This window comes from Roseburia sp. AF25-13LB (assembly GCF_003478915.1).
Lineage (GTDB): Bacteria > Bacillota > Clostridia > Lachnospirales > Lachnospiraceae > Roseburia_C > Roseburia_C amylophila.
On the sequence record NZ_QUFO01000001.1, the window covers coordinates 310912 to 329925 of the forward strand.

The window sequence follows — 19014 nt, forward strand, 5'->3', positions numbered from 1 at the left end:
GAAGATGCAGAACGGTTTTTTACCAATTTCAAGAAAAGATATGGAAGAAGCAGGGATAAAGCAGCTGGATTTCGTCTATATATGCGGAGATGCATATGTAGACCATCCTTCCTTTGGACATGCTATTATCAGTAGAATATTGCAGGCACATGGTTATACCGTGGGTATCATTGCACAGCCGGATTATCGTGACAAGGAAAGCGTAACCATATTGGGCGAGCCACGGCTTGGCTTTTTAGTTTCCGGTGGGAATATGGATTCCATGGTAAACCATTATTCTGTATCGAAAAAGAGACGTGCCCATGATGCATTTTCACCGGGTGGCGTTATGGGAAAACGCCCGGATTATGCAGTGGTAAGTTACTGCAATCTGATCCGTCAGACCTATAAACATAATCCAATCATTATCGGCGGTATTGAAGCAAGTCTTAGAAGACTTGGGCATTATGATTACTGGTCTAATAAGGTAAAACGTTCCATTCTTCTGGACTCCGGTGCTGATTTGATTTCTTATGGAATGGGCGAGCACAGCATTGTTGAAATTGCAGATGCGTTAGCTTCCGGTCTTGCGGTAAAGGATATTACTTATATCGATGGAACTGTTTTTAAGACCCGAAATAAAGAAGATATTTATGATGCCTTGGAATTGCCGTCTTTTAATAAAATCAAAGAGGACAAGACAGCGTATGCCAAGAGCTTTTACCTTCAGTATCAGAATACAGACCCTTTTACGGCAAGAAGAATTTATGAAACCTATGATGAGAAAATGTTTGTCGTACAGAATCCACCGGCAAAGCCATTGACCCAGATGGAAATGGATGATATCTACGCACTGCCATATATGAGAACCTATCATCCAATCTATGAAAAGGATGGTGGTGTACCGGCTATCGAAGAAGTAAAATTTTCCCTGGTCAGTAACCGTGGCTGCTTTGGTGGCTGCAGCTTCTGTGCCTTAACTTTTCATCAGGGCAGAATTATTCAGACCAGAAGTCATGAATCCATTCTTGCAGAAGCAAAGAAGATGACACAGGATAAGGATTTTAAAGGATATATCCATGATGTAGGTGGTCCGACTGCTAATTTCAGGGCACCGGCATGTACGAAGCAGCTCACAAAGGGAGTTTGCAAGAACCGGCAATGTCTGTTCCCGACACCATGTAAAAATCTTGTTGCTGACCATAGTGATTATATCAGTCTTCTTCGTAAATTACGGAATATCAAAGGCGTGAAAAAAGTATTTGTCCGTTCCGGTATCCGATTTGACTATCTTTTATGTGATACGAAAAATAATTTTCTGGAAGAACTTTGTAAATATCATGTCAGCGGACAGCTAAAGGTGGCACCGGAGCATATTTCAGACCCGGTATTACAGAAAATGGGAAAACCTCCCGTTTCCGTTTATAATGAATTTGTCCGCAAGTATCATGATATGAATGAACGGTTAGGATTAAAACAGTATCTGGTGCCATATCTGATGTCCTCCCATCCTGGTTCGACCCTGCAGGAGGCAGTAGATTTGGCTGAGTATTTAAGAGATTTAGGTTATATGCCTCAGCAGGTACAGGATTTCTATCCGACCCCATCCACCATATCGACCTGTATGTACTATACCGGTTTAGATCCGCGGACCATGGAGCCGGTATATGTAGCAACCAATCCGCATGAGAAAGCCATGCAGCGTGCACTGATACAGTATCGTAATCCGGAAAATTATGATTTGGTGCATGAAGCGTTAGTTAAGACGAACCGGACGGATTTAATCGGCTTTGATGCCCATTGCCTCATCCGTCCAAGAAAGCTTGCCAAAGAAGAAGCATTTTCGGATAAGAAAAAGACGAAGCGGACACTGAATCAAAATCAGACAAAGTATAAAACTGGAAATTCCAGAAATACAGAAAAATATTCGGGAAAGACTTCCAGTCAGAATACGAAGAAGAAGCATACAATTCGAACCGTTCATAAAAAGAAATAGTAAGGATATGTTATGAAAACATTTATCATTAAAGAAAATGAAGCAGGACAACGATTTGATAAATATTTAAAAAAGCTTTTAAAAGAAGCACCGTCAAGCTTTGTCTATAAAATGCTTCGGAAGAAGAATATTGTATTAAATGGAAAAAAGGCAGATGGTTCTGAAAAACTGGAAGCCATGGATGAAGTAAAGCTGTTTTTAGCAGATGAAACTTATGATAAGTTTGCAGGAGCAGAGGTGAAAGAAAGTTTTCCAACCACAGCACTGGATATCGTTTATGAAGATGAAGATATTTTAATCATCAATAAACCTGCCGGAATGCTGTCACAGAAGGCACAGCCATCCGATATTTCCGCCAACGAATATATTATCGGATATCTTCTTCAAAGCAGAGCCCTTAAGGAAACTGATTTGCGGACCTTTCGACCGTCCGTATGTAACCGTCTTGACCGCAATACTTCAGGACTTCTGACAGCCGGAAAGACGTTAAAGGGATTGCAGGATTTATCCGAGGCTTTGAAAAAAAGAACCGTAAAGAAATATTATCTCTGCCTGGTAGCCGGATGCATTACTGCACCGCAGCATTTAAAGGGGTATCTTATGAAGGATGAAAGGCAGAATCGTGTATTTATTTCAAAGGAAAAAACAGAGGATGCACTCTGTATCGAAACCGAGTATGAGCCACTGGAAGTATATCAGGATGTCACACTGCTGCAGGTGCATCTGATTACCGGACGCAGCCATCAGATCCGTGCCCATTTAGCATCCATTGGTCATCCGATTATCGGAGACAGTAAATATGGTAATGAAAAAATCAATCATTTTTACCGGGAACGCACCGGCGTAAAACATCAGCTTTTACATGCTTACCGGATGATATTTGCAGATGGCAGATGTGTAGAAGCAGCTCCACCGGATGATTTTAATAAGGCTATTTGTTATGCAAATCAGAATGCCATAGAGCAGTAATTATTTTAACAAAAGACTACGGATGTTACAGGAAGGATGAATAAGTAAGATGAAAGTATATCTGATGCGGCATGGAGAAACCGATTACAATAAAAAAGGACTGATACAGGGAACGCTTGACATTCCATTAAATGAATTCGGACTGGAATTAGCCGAAAAGACCAAAGAGGGATTCCAAAACGAAGGACTGACTTTTGACTACTGTTATTGCAGTCCGTTAATTCGTGCCAGACAGACGGCAGAGATTATTCTGCGAGGAACGGACACCCCGATTTCCTATGATGAACGTATCCGTGAAATGAACTTCGGAGAAGGGGAAGGACAGAAGCTTGCTGATCTCAGCTGGAATCCGGCCCTTAAAAATATTGATGCTTTATTTCATGTGCCGGAACAGTATCGTGCCACGGAACAGGGCGAAAGCTACGAAGCATTACTTGGCAGGGTGGAAGATTTTTTAAAGCATGAAATCCTTCCACTGGAAGAAAAAATGAAGCGTGTGCTCATCTGCTGTCATGGTGGAATCATCCGGGCATTTCTTGCATACATAAAAGGACTTGAAATCAAGGATTTCTGGAACAGCCACCAGCCAAACTGCAGTGTAAATATATTAGAAGTAAAGAATCAGAAAATAAGGATTCTCGAAGAACATAAAATTTATTACACACTGCCGGAAGAAAAGAAAGGAAGTATACTCTGATGCCAACTTGGAATTCCAGAGGATTAAGAGGTTCTACGTTAGAGGAATTTATCAACCGGACCAATGAAAAATATGCAGAGCATAATTTAGCAATGATACAGAAAATTCCGACACCGATTACACCAATTAATATTGATAAAGAAACAAGACATATTACCCTTGCCTATTTTGACCAGAAAAGTACCGTAGATTATATCGGGGCAGTACAGGGCATTCCGGTCTGCTTTGATGCTAAGGAATGTCACACCGATACGTTTCCTCTTGCCAATGTGCATGCTCACCAGATTCAGTTTATGCAGGATTTTGAAAATCAGCAGGGTATTTCCTTTATTCTGATATTTTATACCCAACGGGATGAATTTTACTATATGCCATTCCGACAGCTTTATGAATTCTGGGAGAGAGCCCAGAATGGCGGACGGAAGAGCTTCCGGTTAGAAGAATTAAATCCGGAATTTTTCCTGCCAAAGAAGTCAGGAATCCTGGTTCCTTATCTGGAAGGCTTGAAAAAAGATTTGGAGCTAAGGGATTGACAATTATTTCCAGGTAATATATACTAGGAAAAGCAATTCACCGTGGTAGCATGGTAGCACGCTAAAGTGTTTTGAAAAAAACTGGAGGTTTATATGAAAAATCAATTGTTACATACACCAGAGGGTGTCCGGGATATTTATAATGAAGAGTGTGAAAAAAAATTAGAGCTGCAGGATCGGCTGCATAAGGCTTTAAAACGACACGGATACCACAGTATTCAGACACCAACCTTTGAATTTTTCGATATATTTGGAAAAGAAGTTGGAACCATTCCATCCAGCGAATTATATAAATTTTTTGACCGGGAAGGAAATACCCTTGTATTAAGACCGGATATTACACCATCTATTGCACGGTCTGCCGCGAAATATTTTATGGATGAGGATATGCCAATCCGCCTTTCTTATATGGGAAATACCTTTATCAACAACCATAGTTATCAGGGAAGATTAAAGGAATCCACCCAGCTTGGTGCAGAGTTAATCGGAGATGATACCGTAGATGCCGACGCAGAGATGATTGCCATGGCAATTGACGCATTAAAGAGCAGTGGTTTAAAGGATTTCCAGATTAGTGTGGGTCATGTGGAATTTTTCCGTGGCTTAATGGAAGCGGCAGGACTTTCTGAAGAACAGGAAGAGGTTATCCGGGAACTGATTGCAAATAAGAATTTTTTTGGTGTGGAAGAAGAGATTTCCGACTGCTCCATGAACCAGAATTTGAAAGAATTATTCGGAATGCTTGGAACCATTTATGATAATGCATCTTCCTTTGAAGAAGCAAAGACCTATGCAGCTGATTATCCAAGGGTTTATAAAGCGATACGCAGACTGGAAGACTTAGATGCGGTGCTTAAAGTATATGACGTAGACAAATATGTGACCTATGAATTTGGTATGTTAAGCAGCTATCATTATTATACCGGAGTAATTTTTGCCGGTTATACTTATGGAAGTGGTGAACCGATTGTAAAGGGTGGCCGTTATGACAAACTTCTTACTTATTTTGGAAAAGATGCAGCTTCCATTGGATTTGCGATTGTAGTAGACCAGTTAATGGCAGCAATTTCAAGACAGAAAATTGAGATTACCGTAAAACATGACAATCAGCTGATTGTATACAAACCGGAATACCGCAGGGAAGCAGTAAAGAAAGCCATTGCACTGAGGGCAAAGGACTGCAATGTGGAACTGATTGCCTGGGCAATGGATAAATCAAAAGCAGATTATGAAGCATATGCATTGCGAAATCAGATTGCAGAACTGACATTTATGGATGGAGAATAGAAATGGAAGATATGAGATATTTAACCTTTGCATTAGGTAAGGGAAGACTGGCAAATAAAACCTTAGAGACTTTTGAAAAAATCGGCATTACCTGTGAAGAAATGAAAGACAAGAATACCAGAAAACTTATTTTTGTCAATGAAGAATTAAAGCTTCGTTTCTTCCTTGCCAAGGGACCGGATGTACCAACTTATGTAGAATATGGTGCGGCAGATATCGGTATTGTGGGAAAGGATACAATTTTAGAGGAAGCAAGAAATATTTATGAAGTATTGGATTTGGGCTTTGGAAAATGCAGAATGTGTATCTGCGGTCCAAAAGAATCCAAAGAATTATTACAGCATCACGAACTGATCCGTGTGGCAACCAAATATCCGCGCATTGCAAAAGACTATTTTTATAATAAGAAACATCAGACTGTAGAAATTATCAAATTAAACGGTTCCATCGAACTTGCCCCGATTGTTGGACTTTCTGAGGTAATATGTGATATTGTAGAGACAGGCTCAACCTTACGTGAAAACGGACTTGAAGTATTAGAAGAAGTTTGTCCGCTTTCTGCCCGGATGGTCGTAAATCAGGTTAGTATGAAAATGGAACATGAGCGGATTACGAAATTAATTACAGATTTAAAATCGGTATTAAAGGAGGCATAAACATGCGTATTTTAGAGTTGACAGAAGAGACAAAGGGTAATATATTAGAGAATCTTTTAAAGAGAAGCCCCAACAGCTACGGCAAATTTGAAGCCAGCGTACAGGAAATCATTGAAACGGTACGTGCCAACAGAGATGCTGCATTATTTGACTATACAGCGAGATTTGATGGCGCAACGATTCATAAAGATAATATTTTAGTAACAGAAGAAGAGATTAAGGAGGCTTATGATGCAGTAGATCCGAAGCTCCTTGAAGTCATCCGGAAATCTCTTGTAAATATCCGTACCTATCATGAAAAACAGCGTCAGAACAGCTGGTTTGACAGCCAGGATAAAGGTATTATCTTAGGTCAGAAGGTAACCGCATTAGCCCGTGTCGGTGTTTATGTACCGGGTGGAAAAGCCGTTTATCCTTCTTCCGTACTGATGAATATTGTTCCGGCCAAGGTTGCCGGAGTTGATGAAATTATTATGACAACACCGCCTGGAAAAGATGGTAAGGTAAATCCTTCTACCCTGGTTGCAGCAAGAGAAGCCGGTGCAGACCGCATCTATAAAGTAGGTGGCGCACAGGCAATTGCAGCTCTCGCCTTTGGTACCGAAAGCATTCCAAAAGTAGATAAAATTGTTGGCCCTGGAAATATTTATGTAGCTTTAGCGAAAAAAGCCGTATTCGGTTATGTCAGCATAGACTCCATCGCCGGACCAAGTGAGATTTTAGTATTAGCAGATGAAACAGCCAATCCAAGATATGTTGCAGCCGACCTTTTATCCCAGGCAGAGCATGATGAAATGGCTTCCGCAATTTTGATTACCACAAGCCGTGAACTGGCAGAGCGTGTTTCTGAGGAAGCAGCAAAATTTACCGCACAGCTTTCCAGAAAAGAAATCATCCAGAAATCCTTAGATAACTATGGATATATTTTAATTGCAGATAATATGGAGGAAGCCATTGCTGCAGTAAATGAAATTGCATCCGAACATATGGAAATTGTAACAAAGAATCCATTTGAAGTTATGACCAAGGTAAGAAATGCCGGAGCAATTTTCATCGGTGAATACAGCAGTGAACCGCTTGGTGATTATTTTGCAGGACCAAACCACGTTCTTCCAACCAATGGAACCGCAAAATTCTTCTCTGCATTATCCGTAGATGATTTCATTAAGAAATCCAGCATTATTTCCTATTCCAGGGAAGCATTAGAGGAAGTATATAAAGATATTGCCCAGTTTGCAGAGTGCGAACAGTTGACGGCACATGCAAATTCCGTTAAAGTAAGATTTGAAGACGAAAACTAAACGGAGGTTTGTTTCATGGAACAAAGACGTATTGCAGAATATACAAGAAAAACAAAAGAAACAGATATTTACCTTTCCTTTGATTTGGACGGCAGAGGGGATGCAAAGGCAGATACCGGAATTGGATTTTTCGACCATATGTTAGATGGCTTTGCAAGACATGGATTATTTGATTTAAATGTCAAAGTGACCGGAGATCTGGTGGTGGACTGTCATCATACCATTGAAGATACCGGAATCGTCCTTGGCAATGCCATTAAAAAAGCAGTCGGTGACAAAAAGGGTATCAAACGTTTTGGAAGCTGTATGCTTCCCATGGATGAGACACTGGTGCTTTGTGCGGTAGATTTATCCGGAAGACCGTATCTATCCTTTGATGCAGAATTCACCACAGACCGTGTGGGTTATATGGATACTGAGATGGTAAAAGAATTCTTTTATGCCATTTCCTATAGCGCCGGAATGAATTTACATCTTAAGGTCATTACAGGCGGAAATAACCATCATATGATTGAAGCCATGTTTAAGGCATTTGCAAAGGCATTGGATGAGGCAACCATCATTGACCCGCGTATTACCGATATATTATCAACGAAAGGCAGTTTATAGGTGAGCATATGAAACACAAGAATATAGTAGCAACCATTTATCTGAAAAACGGAGAGGCAGTAAAGAGCCCGAGTGACCTTAGTTCTGCAGGAGATTTAAAAGAACTTACCAAGCTTTATAATGACAGTGGAATTGATAAGATTTTAATCTATGATTTATCAACCGGTGATGAAGAGCATGAGAAAAATATTCATACGGTAAAAGATATTTTCCGTACTGTAGAGATTCCGATTTATGCAGGTGGAAATATCAACCGTCTGGAAGACATTAAGAAATTTATCTATGCCGGATGTAAACAGGTTGTTTTAAACGGTGCCAAATCTGTCAGCATGTCTTTGGCGGAGGAAGGTGCAAAACGATTCGGAAAAGACCGTATGATAGTTTCTGTAAAGAACATTGATTTCTTATTCAAACACAAAGATGAACTGGATGAATATTTCCATGAAATGATTGTTCTTGATCCATCCATGATGGACGGAGTAGAAAATATTACAAATCTGCCATATGTCGTTCAGTATGATAATTATGACAAGGATGCACTGGTGGATGTATTAAACCGTGAAAATGTCAGAGGAATCTGTGGCGCTTTTATCAATGATACAAGGACGGATATCATGAAATTAAAGACAGAATTTGCAGCCAGCGGAATCCGTATGGACAATTTTGCTCCGGCATTAAAATGGAGTGATTTCAAATTGAATTCGGATGGAATGGTACCTGTTGTAGTACAGGATTACCGTACCGATGAAGTACTTATGGTAGCTTATATGAATGAAGAAGCGTTCAATACCACCATTTCCAGCGGAAAGATGACTTATTACAGCCGCAGCCGTAAGGCGTTGTGGATGAAGGGTGAGACCAGTGGTCATATCCAGTATGTGAAATCTTTAACGGCAGACTGTGACTTTGATACCATTCTTGCAAAGGTATCCCAGATTGGCGTGGCATGTCATACCGGAGCACCAAGCTGCTTCTTTAATGAAATTGTCAAGAAAGAATATGCTGAGAAAAATCCACTGCAGGTATTTGAGGATGTCTACTCCATTATTGCGGATCGTAAGATTCATCCAAAGGAAGGCTCTTATACCAACTACCTTTTCGATAAGGGAATTGATAAGATTTTAAAGAAGGTCGGCGAAGAAGCAACCGAGATTGTCATTGCCGCAAAGAATCCGGAACCGGAAGAGATTATTTATGAAATTTCAGATTTCCTTTATCATGCAATGGTATTGATGGTAGAAAAAGGCGTAACATGGGAGGATGTTACCCAGGAACTTGCCCAGAGATAACATACATAGTTCCTGCACTTTCTGCATAGATTACAGCAGAACAACAATCAGGCGATGATATGCAGAAAGGTGCGATTTATTTGGAACAGGATTATATTGCAAACAGACGGGAATATATTCTTCGTGCCAGAAATTCTTTTTCGGAATCACGGAAAGACACGGACGAGGAGTTAATAAACACAGGAAAAGCAGCCATTTGGAAAGTAAAATGGCTGCTTTGTATTTGCCTTTTTGTGGTGTTTGTTTTATGTGATAAAGGAAAGCTTCCTTTTCCGGGAACTGCCGCTGAAAAAGATACCAAATGGATGTATCGGCAATTAGAAGAAAACTATGATTATACAAAACTGCAAAAGTATGTTATGATGATTTCGGATTTTGCAAAAAATATATAAGCGTTATTTTTTTCACAAATCGGATTATGATATTTAAGAATGATTGAGGTACCAGATGAACACTTTAGCATTAAGTGATGAAATACTTTTAACAATTGATAAACCGGCCCGTTATATCGGAAACGAGCTGAACATGGTAAAGAAGAATCCGAAGGATGTTGACATCCGTTTTGCAATGTGTTTTCCGGATGTCTATGAAATCGGAATGTCTCACCTGGGCATTCAGATTTTATATGATATGTTTAATAAACGGGATGATGTATACTGCGAACGGGTTTATTCTCCGTGGCCGGATTTACACAAGATTATGAAAGAAAAAAATATTCCTTTATTTGCACTGGAAAGTCAGGAGCCGATTAAGGATTTTGATTTCCTTGGTATTACCATCCAGTATGAGATGTGCTATACCAATATTTTACAGATTCTTGATTTATCCCAGATTGCCATGCTGTCTTCTGAGCGAAAAGAAGATGACCCGATTGTAATCGGTGGCGGTCCTTGCAGCTATAATCCGGAGCCGATTGCAGATTTCTTTGATTTGTTCTATATCGGAGAAGGCGAAATTTCTTATACGGAATTATTTACGCTGTATAAGCAGTGCAGGAAAGAAAAGGCCAGCAGAAAGGAATTCTTACGCCGTGCAGCGTCTATTCCTGGAATCTATGTGCCTTCCATGTATGAGGTGGCTTATAAAGAAGATGGAACGATTGCATCCTTTACACCAAAATATGAGGAGGTGCCGGCAACGGTAAAGAAACAGATTCAGATGGATATGTCCCATTCTGTTTACCCGGAGAAACCGGTTGTTCCTTTTATTAAAGCAACCCAGGATCGTGTGGTATTAGAGATTCAGCGTGGCTGTATCCGCGGCTGCCGTTTCTGTCAGGCAGGAATGATTTACCGTCCGGTCCGTGAAAAAGATGTAGAAGTCTTAAAACATTATGCTTATGAAATGTTAAAGAATACCGGACATGAAGAGATTTCTTTAAGTTCTTTAAGTTCCAGTGATTATTCGCAACTGGAAGAACTGGTTAATTTCCTGATTGATAACTTTAAGGATAAAGGCGTAAATATTTCTCTGCCATCTCTTCGTATTGATGCATTTTCCTTAGATGTTATGGGAAAAGTGCAGGATATCAGAAAGAGCAGCCTTACCTTTGCTCCGGAAGCCGGTTCCCAGCGTCTTCGTAATGTTATTAATAAAGGACTGACGGAAGAGGTGATTTTAAATGGTGCCGGAATGGCGTTTGAAGGCGGCTGGAATAAAGTAAAGCTTTATTTCATGCTAGGACTTCCGACCGAGACGGAAGATGATATGCGTGCCATAGCAGAACTTGCCAATAAAATTGCAGTCCGTTATTATGAAATTCCAAAGGAAGAGCGGAATGGAAAATGTCAGATTACTATCAGTACCTCTTTCTTTGTACCAAAGCCATTTACTCCATTCCAGTGGGCGAGAATGTATGATAAGGACAGCTATCTTGGCAGAGCCAAGGTGGTAAATGATGCTGTAAAAGAACAGTTAAACCGCAAGAGCATCAAGTATAACTGGCATGAAGCAGATGTTACGGTATTAGAGGGTATTCTTGCAAGAGGAGACCGCCGGATTGCCCCTGCTTTGCTTAAGGTTTATGAAAAAGGTGGTATCTTTGATGCCTGGACGGAATTTTTTGATAATAACCGCTGGGTAGAGGCTTTTGCGGAATGTGGCATCGATACCGATTTCTATACCATGCGGGAACGTCCTCTGGATGAAATTTTCCCATGGGATTTTATTGATGATGGCGTTTCGAAAAAGTTCTTAATCCGCGAATGGGAACGTGCCAGAAAAGAAGAAGTAACTCCAAACTGCCGGATGCAGTGTCAGGGCTGTGGAGCTGCTCAGTTTAAGGGAGGTGTCTGCTTTGAAAATAAGAATTAAATTTCGAAAATATGGTGTAATGAAATTTATCGGACACCTTGATATGATGCGCTATTTCCAGAAAGCAATGCGTCGTGCTGAGATTGATATTGCATATTCCGAGGGATTTTCCCCGCATCAGATTATGTCTTTTGCGGCACCGCTGGGAGTTGGAATCACCAGTGATGGAGAATATCTTGATATTGAAGTACATTCTACCAGAAGTTCAATTGAATCCGTTAAGGCTTTAAATGATACCATGGTGGAAGGTGTTGAAATCGTATCTTACCGGATGCTGCCAGAGCATGCAAAAACAGCGATGTCCATTGTTGCAGCAGCAGACTATAACGTATTTTATAAGGATAAAGGAAATTGTCCATTCACTTTGGATGAATTGAAAGGTAAAGTAAAAGCATTTTATGAAGATGCTCCGGAGATTCTGGTTACGAAAAAGACGAAAAAAAGCGAAAAAGTCATGGACTTAAAGCAGCTGGTATATGATTTTCAGGTTGAGGAAGCAGATGGCTGTCCATTCTTTTATCTTAAAGTATCTACAGGAAGCGTAGATAATGTAAAACCAGAGCTTTTGTTAGAAGCCTTTTACCGGTATCTGGAACTTCCTTATAACGAAATGCAGTTTCAGATTCATCGTGTGGACGTATATGCCCGAAAAGAAGACGGCACTCTGATTGCATTGGATGAAATGGGAGATGACATTCTTGAATAAATTTATCATTACAAGGCAGCATTATGTAGGCGACTCCTATTTTACGGCACTGTTAGATGAAAAGGACAAGTTTAGGGAAATTGCATTTCATCCGTTATCCGAAGAAAATCAGGTTGTACCGGGAATAATTTGTATTGCCAGGGTAAAAAAGATTGCCGCGAACTTAGATGCCGCTTTTGTGGACATTGCAAAGGGAGTAACCTGTTATCTGGAAACAGCACATATAAAAGATGCCTGGTTTTCGAAGCAGTGCAGAAGCGGAAAGCTGACCGAAGGGGATGAACTTGTGGTGCAGATTACCAAAGAGGCGATCAAGACCAAGTATCCCATTGCAGATACCAAGCTTTCCCTTGCCGGAAAATATTTTGTTCTGACAAATGAAAACCGTTCCCTTGCCATTTCTTCTAAATTAAGTGCGGATGAAAAAGAAAGGTTAAGCAGTCAGGTACAGCTTTTCGAGCAGATGCGGCTTTTTGAAAAAGAAGCAGTTACCGATACAAAGCAGAATGCCGGACAGAAAGAAAAAAGAAAGCCGCATAGTCTTATCGTAAGAACCAATGCGGCAGGAGCTTCTCCGGAAGAATTGGAAACAGAATACCGGAAACTTTTATCTGACTATCAGAAGTTAGCTGCAACTTTTCATTTTCGTACCTGTTACAGCATTCTGATGCTGCCAAAGAAATTTTATGAAAATGCCATCAATCACCTTTACCAGGAAGAGCTTGGTGAAATTATTACGGATGATAAGAATATCTATGAAGAGCTTCAACAGCTTTATGCCGGAAATCCTGATATTTTATCTAAGATACGGTTCTATGAAAATGATGCCATTTCATTAGGAACCCTTTATTCCTTTGAGACGCAGATACAGCGTGCAATATCGGAACGGGTCTGGATGAAGTCCGGTGCTTATCTTATCATTCAGCCAACGGAAGCTCTGACAGTTATCGATGTAAACAGTGGAAAGAATACTTCCGGAAAAAATGCAGAAGAATATTATTATAAGATTAATTTAGAAGCTGCTGCAGAGATTTCAAGACAGCTCCGGCTTCGTAATATTTCAGGAATTGTCATTGTGGATTTCATCAATATGGCAAAAGAAGAGCAAAGAAAAGAGCTGATGCACCAGTTCCGGTTATCCTTAAAAGAAGACCCGGTTCCGGTACGGCTTGTGGATATTACAAAGCTTGGCTTAGTGGAGCTGACCCGGAAGAAGGAGCGTAAGACCCTTTTGGAGCAGGTGGCTCAGCTAAGATGATAGCAGCTGCAAAAGCCACATCAAGGTATCTATCAAGATATGCAAAGAAATATCTGAATACAATACCCGGAAAGTACCTGAAAAATAATGGTACCTGAAAAATAATTAAAATTATAGCGTGAAATAGTTGACGAATCGTAATTCGTGTGCTATGATACAACAGTATGCCGCACAGTGAGGTATAAGTCTATCGTAAGGATAGCACCACAACTGGCGAGTAATGATAATAGGAGGTGCCATATGTACGCAATTATAGCAACAGGTGGTAAACAGTACAAAGTATCTGAAGGCGATATCATTACCATTGAAAAGCTTGGTGTTGAGGCTGGTGAGAAAGTAACTTTCGATCAGGTTTTAGCAGTATCTGACAACGGATTAAAAGTTGGTGCAGACGCAGCTAACGCAACTGTAGAAGCTTCTGTAGTAAAAGAAGGCAGAGCTAAGAAAGTTATCGTTTACAAGTATAAGAGAAAAACCGGCTATCACAAGAAGAACGGTCATAGACAGGCGTTCACACAGGTGAAAATCGAAAAAATTAATGCGTAATCGATAGGAAATTGTTATGACAAAAATAACGATTTTTCGAAACCAGAAACAAGAGTATCTTGCTTTTTCCTGTGTCGGACATGCTGAATATGCAGATGCCGGAGAGGATATTGTATGTGCAGGAATTTCGGTTCTTGTGATTAATACAATCAATGCCCTTGGAATGTTCACAAAAGAACAGTTCAAGACCAATCAGGACGAAGAGACCGGATTGATTTCCGTATCTTTTGAGCAGCCGGCAGGACATGATGCAAAGTTACTTTTGGACACAATGGTTTTAGGCTTACAGGGAATACAAAACAATTATGGAAATGATTACATCATTTTAAACTTCAAGGAGGTGTAGAACATGTTGAATATGAACCTTCAGTTTTTTGCTCATAAAAAGGGAGTTGGTTCTACTAAGAACGGTAGAGATTCTGAATCCAAGAGATTAGGTGCAAAAAGAGCAGACGGACAGTTCGTTAAGGCTGGTAACATTTTATACAGACAGCGTGGAACAAAGATTCATCCAGGCGTTAACGTTGGTATCGGCGGAGATGATACTTTATTCGCATTAACAGACGGTGTTCTTAGATTTGAAAGAAAAGGCAGAGATAAGAAACAGGCTTCTGTTTATCCAGTAGCAACAAACGAATAAGATGCATGATAGACCCGACACGAAAGCGCCGGGTCTATTTTCACTTATAGGAAACTATATTTTAACTTGAAGTAATTTAGAAACAATTAAAGTATCATTTGATTACAGTAACTGATATTTAATCACAATCAATAATGAGGTAGAAAATTATGTTTGCCGATAGTGCAAAAATTATTATAAAATCAGGAAAAGGCGGCAACGGTCATGTGAGCTTCCGCCGTGAAAAATATGTTCCGGATGGCGGCCCGGACGGTGGCGATGGTGGAAAAGGTGGTGATATCATCTTTGAAGTAGATGACAGCATGAATACATTAAATGATTTTCGTCATAAACACAAATGGGCTGCAGAAAACGGAGAAGAAGGAAAAAAACGAAACTGCCACGGAAAAAAGGGTGAAGACCTTGTCATCCATGTTCCTGCCGGAACCATTATCCGTGATGCAGCTACCGATAAGGTAATTGCAGATATGTCCGGTGAGAATAAAAGACAGATTATTTTAACCGGTGGAAAGGGTGGACTTGGCAATCAGCATTTTGCAACCTCTTCCATGCAGGCACCGAAATATGCCCAGCCGGGGCAGGAAGCATTGGAACTTGAAGTTCGACTGGAACTTAAAGTAATTGCTGACGTTGGTTTAGTCGGCTTCCCAAATGTGGGAAAATCAACTTTATTATCCAGTTCCACCAATGCAACACCAAAGATTGCAAATTATCATTTTACAACTTTAAATCCGATTCTTGGTGTCGTTGATTTAGGCGAAGGTGCCGGATTTGTCATGGCTGATATTCCGGGGCTGATTGAAGGGGCATCCGAAGGAATTGGCCTTGGACATGAATTCTTAAAGCATATAGAGCGAACCAAGGTTATCATTCATGTCGTGGATGCTGCCGGAACAGAAGGCAGAGATCCGATTGCAGATATTCATGCCATCAATCAGGAGCTGGAATCCTTTAACCCTGAATTGTTAAAGAAACCTCAGGTTATTGCAGCCAATAAAATTGATGCTATTTATGAAGGCAATAATGAAATAATTGAGAAATTAAAAGAAACCTTTGAACCATCCGGCATTAAAGTGTTTCCAATTTCTGCGGTCAGCCGTCAGGGTGTCCGTGAGTTAATGTTTTATGTGAAGAGTCTTTTAGATGAAATGGACGATACTCCGGTCATCTATGAACAGGAATTCTTCCCGGATTCCAGAGCATTAGAGGGTGAACCTTATACCATTGAGGTTGATCCGGAAGATGGTGCTTATGTTGTAGAAGGTCCTAAGATTGATAAAATGCTGGGTTACACCAATATTGATTCAGAGAAAGGTTTCCTTTTCTTCCAGAAATTCTTAAAAGAACAGGGAATTTTAAAGGAATTAGAGGCTAAGGGTATTCAGGAAGGTGACACCGTCCGTATGTATGGACTTGAATTCGATTATTATAAGGAGTAAATCATTATGGAATTAACGAGTAAGCAGCGTTCCCATTTAAGAGGAATGGCAAGTACGATAAATCCAATTTTCCAGATTGGAAAGGCATCTCTTACACCGGAAATTATTTCTGCAATAGATGATGCTATTGAAAAACGGGAATTGATTAAGATTTCTGTATTAAAAAACTGTGCTGATGACCCGCGTGAATTAGGTGAAATGATTGCTGAACGTACGCATGCACAGGTGGTTGCGGTAACCGGTAAAAAAATCGTTCTTTACCGTAAATCAAAGAAATATCCAAAGATTGAATTGTTATAAACGAAAGCTTTTATACCTTGGAAGGGTGGTAGAAGATTGAAGAAAGTGCGTATTGGAATTATTGGCGGAACCTTTGATCCGATTCATATCGGGCATCTGATTATTGCACAGAATGCGGTAACACAATATCATTTAGACCAGATTCTTTTTATTCCAACGGGACATTCGCCTCATAAGGATGATAAAGAGATTGAACAGTCTGCCCACCGGCTGGAGATGATTCGCCTGTCGATTAAAAATAATCCGGATTTTTATTTTTCGGCCATGGAGATTAATGCAGCCCGCACCAGCTATACGTATCTGACGCTGCAGGAGCTTCACCGAACCTATCCAGACTGGGAACTCTATTTTATTATGGGAGCAGATTCCCTTGATTATCTGGATAAATGGATGGAGCCGGCAGAAATTTGCCGTCTTGCAACGCTCTTAGTTGCCATCAGAGACGATTTGGATATGAACCAGATAAAGAATAAGGCTGCGGAGTTAAAGCGGCTCTATGAGGCGGATATAAGGCCGATTATCACACCAAATGTTTCCGTTTCTTCTCATAATATCCGGGAACGTGTGGCAAAAGGGGAACCGATACGTTACCTTGTCACACCGGAAGTGGAAGAATATATTGCCCACCAGTGTTTATATCAGGAGGATGAAGGCCAGACACCAATGAACGAAAGATTTAATAAGATAAAAAAAGCATTAAAAAAAGAACTGGATAAAGACCGTTATGAGCATACTTTAGGGGTTATGTATACCTCGGCCTGTCTTGCCATGGCAAATGATTATGATATGGAAAAGGCTCAGCTTGCAGGTCTGCTCCACGATTGTGCCAAGTGTATTCCAAATGAAAAAAAGTTAAAAATATGTGCAAAGAATAACATTCCGATTACACAGGTGGAAAAGGATAATCCATTTTTACTTCATGCTAAAGTCGGCGCATTTCTTGCCAGAGTATTATATGAAGTAGAGGACGAAGAGATTCTTCATGCAATTTCTGTTCATACCACCGGGGCACCGGCAATGAATACACTGGATAAAATCGTATTTATTGCTGATTATATCGAACCAAAACGGGATAAAGCAGCAAACCTAAAAGAAATCAGAAAAACATCCTTTGAAGATTTAGATGAAGCACTGAAAATGATTTTAAGTGATACCATTCATTATCTCAATGGCAGTAAAAATGATAAAAATATCGATCCAATGACAATTGAAACATATCATTACTATACAGGAGGTTCTCATGAATAAACAGTCGAAAGAAATGGCGAAGCTTGCATATCAGGCTTTATCGGAAAAGAAGGCAGAAGATATCCGTATTATTGATATCAGTGAAATATCTGTTATCGCAGATTATTTTATTATCGCCAGTGGAAGTAATGCCAACCAGTTACAGGCTATGCAGGACAGCGTAGATGAACAGTTATATAAAGCCGGTTATCATGCAAAACAGATTGAAGGAAATCAGCGTTCCAGCTGGATTCTGATGGACTACAGTGATATTATCGTTCATATCTTCTCAAAAGAAGATCGTCTCTTCTACGATTTAGAGCGCATCTGGAGAGATGGAAAAGATATTGACCCGGAAGAACTTTAAGAAATATATAGTTAAGAAGTATATTATGAAAAGGTATATATAAAAAGTTATATAATAAGATGTGCATATCAGGAAGGCACTATCGTACAAACACAGTCTGTATGGTAGCGCCTTCTTTCTAAAATATACTTACTTAATAAGCCTGAAATTATTACTAAGCCAGGAAACGGAATACGCCGAATACCTTTCCAAGAATAGAACATTCTTTCACAATAATTGGATCCATGGAATCATTTTCTGGCTGCAGACGATAATAACCATCCTCCTTATAAAAGGTCTTAACCGTTGCAGAATCATCTACAAGAGCAACCACAATATCACCATTAGATGCAGTAGACTGACGCTTTACAAGAACATTATCCCCATCGAAAATACCTGCATTAATCATACTTTCTCCCTTAACTCGAAGCATAAAGCTTTCTGCATTTGGCATAAACTCTGCCGGAATAGGAAAATAGCTGGTAATATTTTCTACTGCAAGAATCGGCTGTCCTGCAGCAACACTTCCTACCATAGGAACATTAACAACCTCACGTCTGGTTAAATTAAAGCTGTCATCAATGATCTCAATTGCTCTTGGCTTCGTAGGGTCACGTCTGATATATCCATTCTTCTCAAGAGTTTCCAGATGAGAATGAACCGAAGAAGTTGATTTCAGATTAACTGCTTCACAAATTTCACGAACAGCAGGTGGGTATCCTTTATTTAAAATTTCCTGTTTAATATATTCAAGAATTTCCTTTTGTTTTGAACTGATTTTTCCGTATGCCATCTCATTACCTCCTTTTTATATTTTAAGTCTAACATATGTTCGCAGAAAAAGCAAACACATATTCCGAAAATTTGTTCGCTTTTCTTCTTGACAAACGAATGTTCCCTATATATAATGCATATATAAACAA

21 protein-coding genes are annotated in these 19014 nt (G+C 39.9%); 20 read left to right on the top strand and 1 reads right to left on the bottom strand.

Translation table 11 applies throughout. The features are described from left to right. Positions 1-4 precede the first annotated feature (4 nt). The 20 genes from DWY37_RS01540 to rsfS all read left to right on the top strand — a co-directional run bounded on the left by DWY37_RS01540 (position 5) and on the right by rsfS (position 18112). Positions 5-1975, top strand: a complete 1971-nt coding sequence (locus tag DWY37_RS01540) for a YgiQ family radical SAM protein (RefSeq protein WP_117698631.1) — start codon at positions 5-7, stop codon at positions 1973-1975. Between the two features lie 12 nt (positions 1976-1987). Further along, positions 1988-2944, top strand: coding sequence for an RluA family pseudouridine synthase (locus DWY37_RS01545; RefSeq protein ID WP_118544389.1), 957 nt, complete (start codon positions 1988-1990; stop codon positions 2942-2944). Between the two features lie 49 nt (positions 2945-2993). After that, positions 2994-3641, top strand: coding sequence for a histidine phosphatase family protein (locus DWY37_RS01550; RefSeq protein ID WP_118541995.1), 648 nt, complete (start codon positions 2994-2996; stop codon positions 3639-3641). Continuing rightward, on the top strand, positions 3641-4174 hold the full coding sequence (locus DWY37_RS01555) for a Holliday junction resolvase RecU (RefSeq protein ID WP_117698628.1): 534 nt from the start codon (positions 3641-3643) through the stop codon (positions 4172-4174). The genes DWY37_RS01550 and DWY37_RS01555 overlap by 1 nt, the downstream gene beginning before the upstream one ends. 93 nt (positions 4175-4267) lie before the next feature. Further along, the gene (gene hisZ / locus DWY37_RS01560) at positions 4268-5461 is read left to right on the top strand and encodes an ATP phosphoribosyltransferase regulatory subunit (RefSeq protein WP_117841073.1); all 1194 of its coding nucleotides are present in this window, start codon (positions 4268-4270) and stop codon (positions 5459-5461) included. A gap of 2 nt (positions 5462-5463) precedes the next feature. Then, positions 5464-6117: an ATP phosphoribosyltransferase gene (hisG, locus tag DWY37_RS01565; protein ID WP_117841072.1), complete on the top strand. Its 654-nt coding sequence runs from the start codon at positions 5464-5466 to the stop codon at positions 6115-6117. Between the two features lie 2 nt (positions 6118-6119). Next, complete coding sequence (gene hisD, locus DWY37_RS01570; RefSeq protein WP_117841071.1) at positions 6120-7418, top strand: histidinol dehydrogenase; 1299 nt, start codon at positions 6120-6122, stop codon at positions 7416-7418. Positions 7419-7433: 15 nt separating this feature from the next. Beyond that, positions 7434-8027 (top strand): imidazoleglycerol-phosphate dehydratase HisB, encoded by a 594-nt coding sequence (hisB, locus tag DWY37_RS01575; RefSeq protein ID WP_117946965.1) that lies wholly within the window; start codon positions 7434-7436, stop codon positions 8025-8027. A gap of 8 nt (positions 8028-8035) precedes the next feature. After that, a complete protein-coding gene (gene hisIE, locus DWY37_RS01580) occupies positions 8036-9316 on the top strand; it encodes a bifunctional phosphoribosyl-AMP cyclohydrolase/phosphoribosyl-ATP diphosphatase HisIE (RefSeq protein ID WP_117841069.1) in 1281 nt (426 codons plus the stop codon). 59 nt (positions 9317-9375) lie between these two features. Then, positions 9376-9708 (top strand): hypothetical protein, encoded by a 333-nt coding sequence (locus DWY37_RS01585; RefSeq protein ID WP_118541997.1) that lies wholly within the window; start codon positions 9376-9378, stop codon positions 9706-9708. 55 nt (positions 9709-9763) lie between these two features. Continuing rightward, the gene (locus DWY37_RS01590) at positions 9764-11629 is read left to right on the top strand and encodes a TIGR03960 family B12-binding radical SAM protein (RefSeq protein WP_118544388.1); all 1866 of its coding nucleotides are present in this window, start codon (positions 9764-9766) and stop codon (positions 11627-11629) included. Further along, complete coding sequence (locus tag DWY37_RS01595; protein ID WP_117698623.1) at positions 11613-12335, top strand: TIGR03936 family radical SAM-associated protein; 723 nt, start codon at positions 11613-11615, stop codon at positions 12333-12335. The genes DWY37_RS01590 and DWY37_RS01595 overlap by 17 nt, the downstream gene beginning before the upstream one ends. Then, positions 12328-13593, top strand: coding sequence for a ribonuclease E/G (locus tag DWY37_RS01600; protein WP_158575636.1), 1266 nt, complete (start codon positions 12328-12330; stop codon positions 13591-13593). Before DWY37_RS01595 ends, DWY37_RS01600 begins: the two co-directional genes overlap by 8 nt. Before the next feature lie 240 nt (positions 13594-13833). After that, positions 13834-14139 carry a 50S ribosomal protein L21 gene (gene rplU, locus DWY37_RS01605; protein ID WP_022243838.1) on the top strand — a complete coding sequence of 102 codons (306 nt, stop codon included), beginning with the start codon at positions 13834-13836 and terminating at the stop codon, positions 14137-14139. A gap of 16 nt (positions 14140-14155) precedes the next feature. Continuing rightward, the gene (locus DWY37_RS01610) at positions 14156-14485 is read left to right on the top strand and encodes a ribosomal-processing cysteine protease Prp (RefSeq protein ID WP_022243837.1); all 330 of its coding nucleotides are present in this window, start codon (positions 14156-14158) and stop codon (positions 14483-14485) included. 3 nt (positions 14486-14488) lie between these two features. Then, the gene (rpmA, locus tag DWY37_RS01615) at positions 14489-14779 is read left to right on the top strand and encodes a 50S ribosomal protein L27 (protein ID WP_022243836.1); all 291 of its coding nucleotides are present in this window, start codon (positions 14489-14491) and stop codon (positions 14777-14779) included. A 149-nt stretch (positions 14780-14928) separates the two neighbouring features. Next, entirely contained in the window at positions 14929-16218 is a 1290-nt protein-coding gene (obgE, locus tag DWY37_RS01620; RefSeq protein ID WP_117841065.1) for a GTPase ObgE, read from the top strand. A gap of 6 nt (positions 16219-16224) precedes the next feature. Further along, the gene (yhbY, locus tag DWY37_RS01625) at positions 16225-16518 is read left to right on the top strand and encodes a ribosome assembly RNA-binding protein YhbY (protein WP_118542001.1); all 294 of its coding nucleotides are present in this window, start codon (positions 16225-16227) and stop codon (positions 16516-16518) included. 45 nt (positions 16519-16563) lie between these two features. Beyond that, positions 16564-17766: a nicotinate-nucleotide adenylyltransferase gene (nadD, locus tag DWY37_RS16455; RefSeq protein ID WP_330417530.1), complete on the top strand. Its 1203-nt coding sequence runs from the start codon at positions 16564-16566 to the stop codon at positions 17764-17766. Beyond that, positions 17759-18112: a ribosome silencing factor gene (rsfS, locus tag DWY37_RS01635; protein WP_022243832.1), complete on the top strand. Its 354-nt coding sequence runs from the start codon at positions 17759-17761 to the stop codon at positions 18110-18112. Before nadD ends, rsfS begins: the two co-directional genes overlap by 8 nt. Before the next feature lie 154 nt (positions 18113-18266). Here the strand turns inward: rsfS and lexA are convergent, their stop codons facing one another. Next, positions 18267-18884: a transcriptional repressor LexA gene (gene lexA, locus DWY37_RS01640; protein WP_022243831.1), complete on the bottom strand. Its 618-nt coding sequence runs from the start codon at positions 18882-18884 to the stop codon at positions 18267-18269. Between the last annotated feature and the right edge of the window lie 130 nt (positions 18885-19014).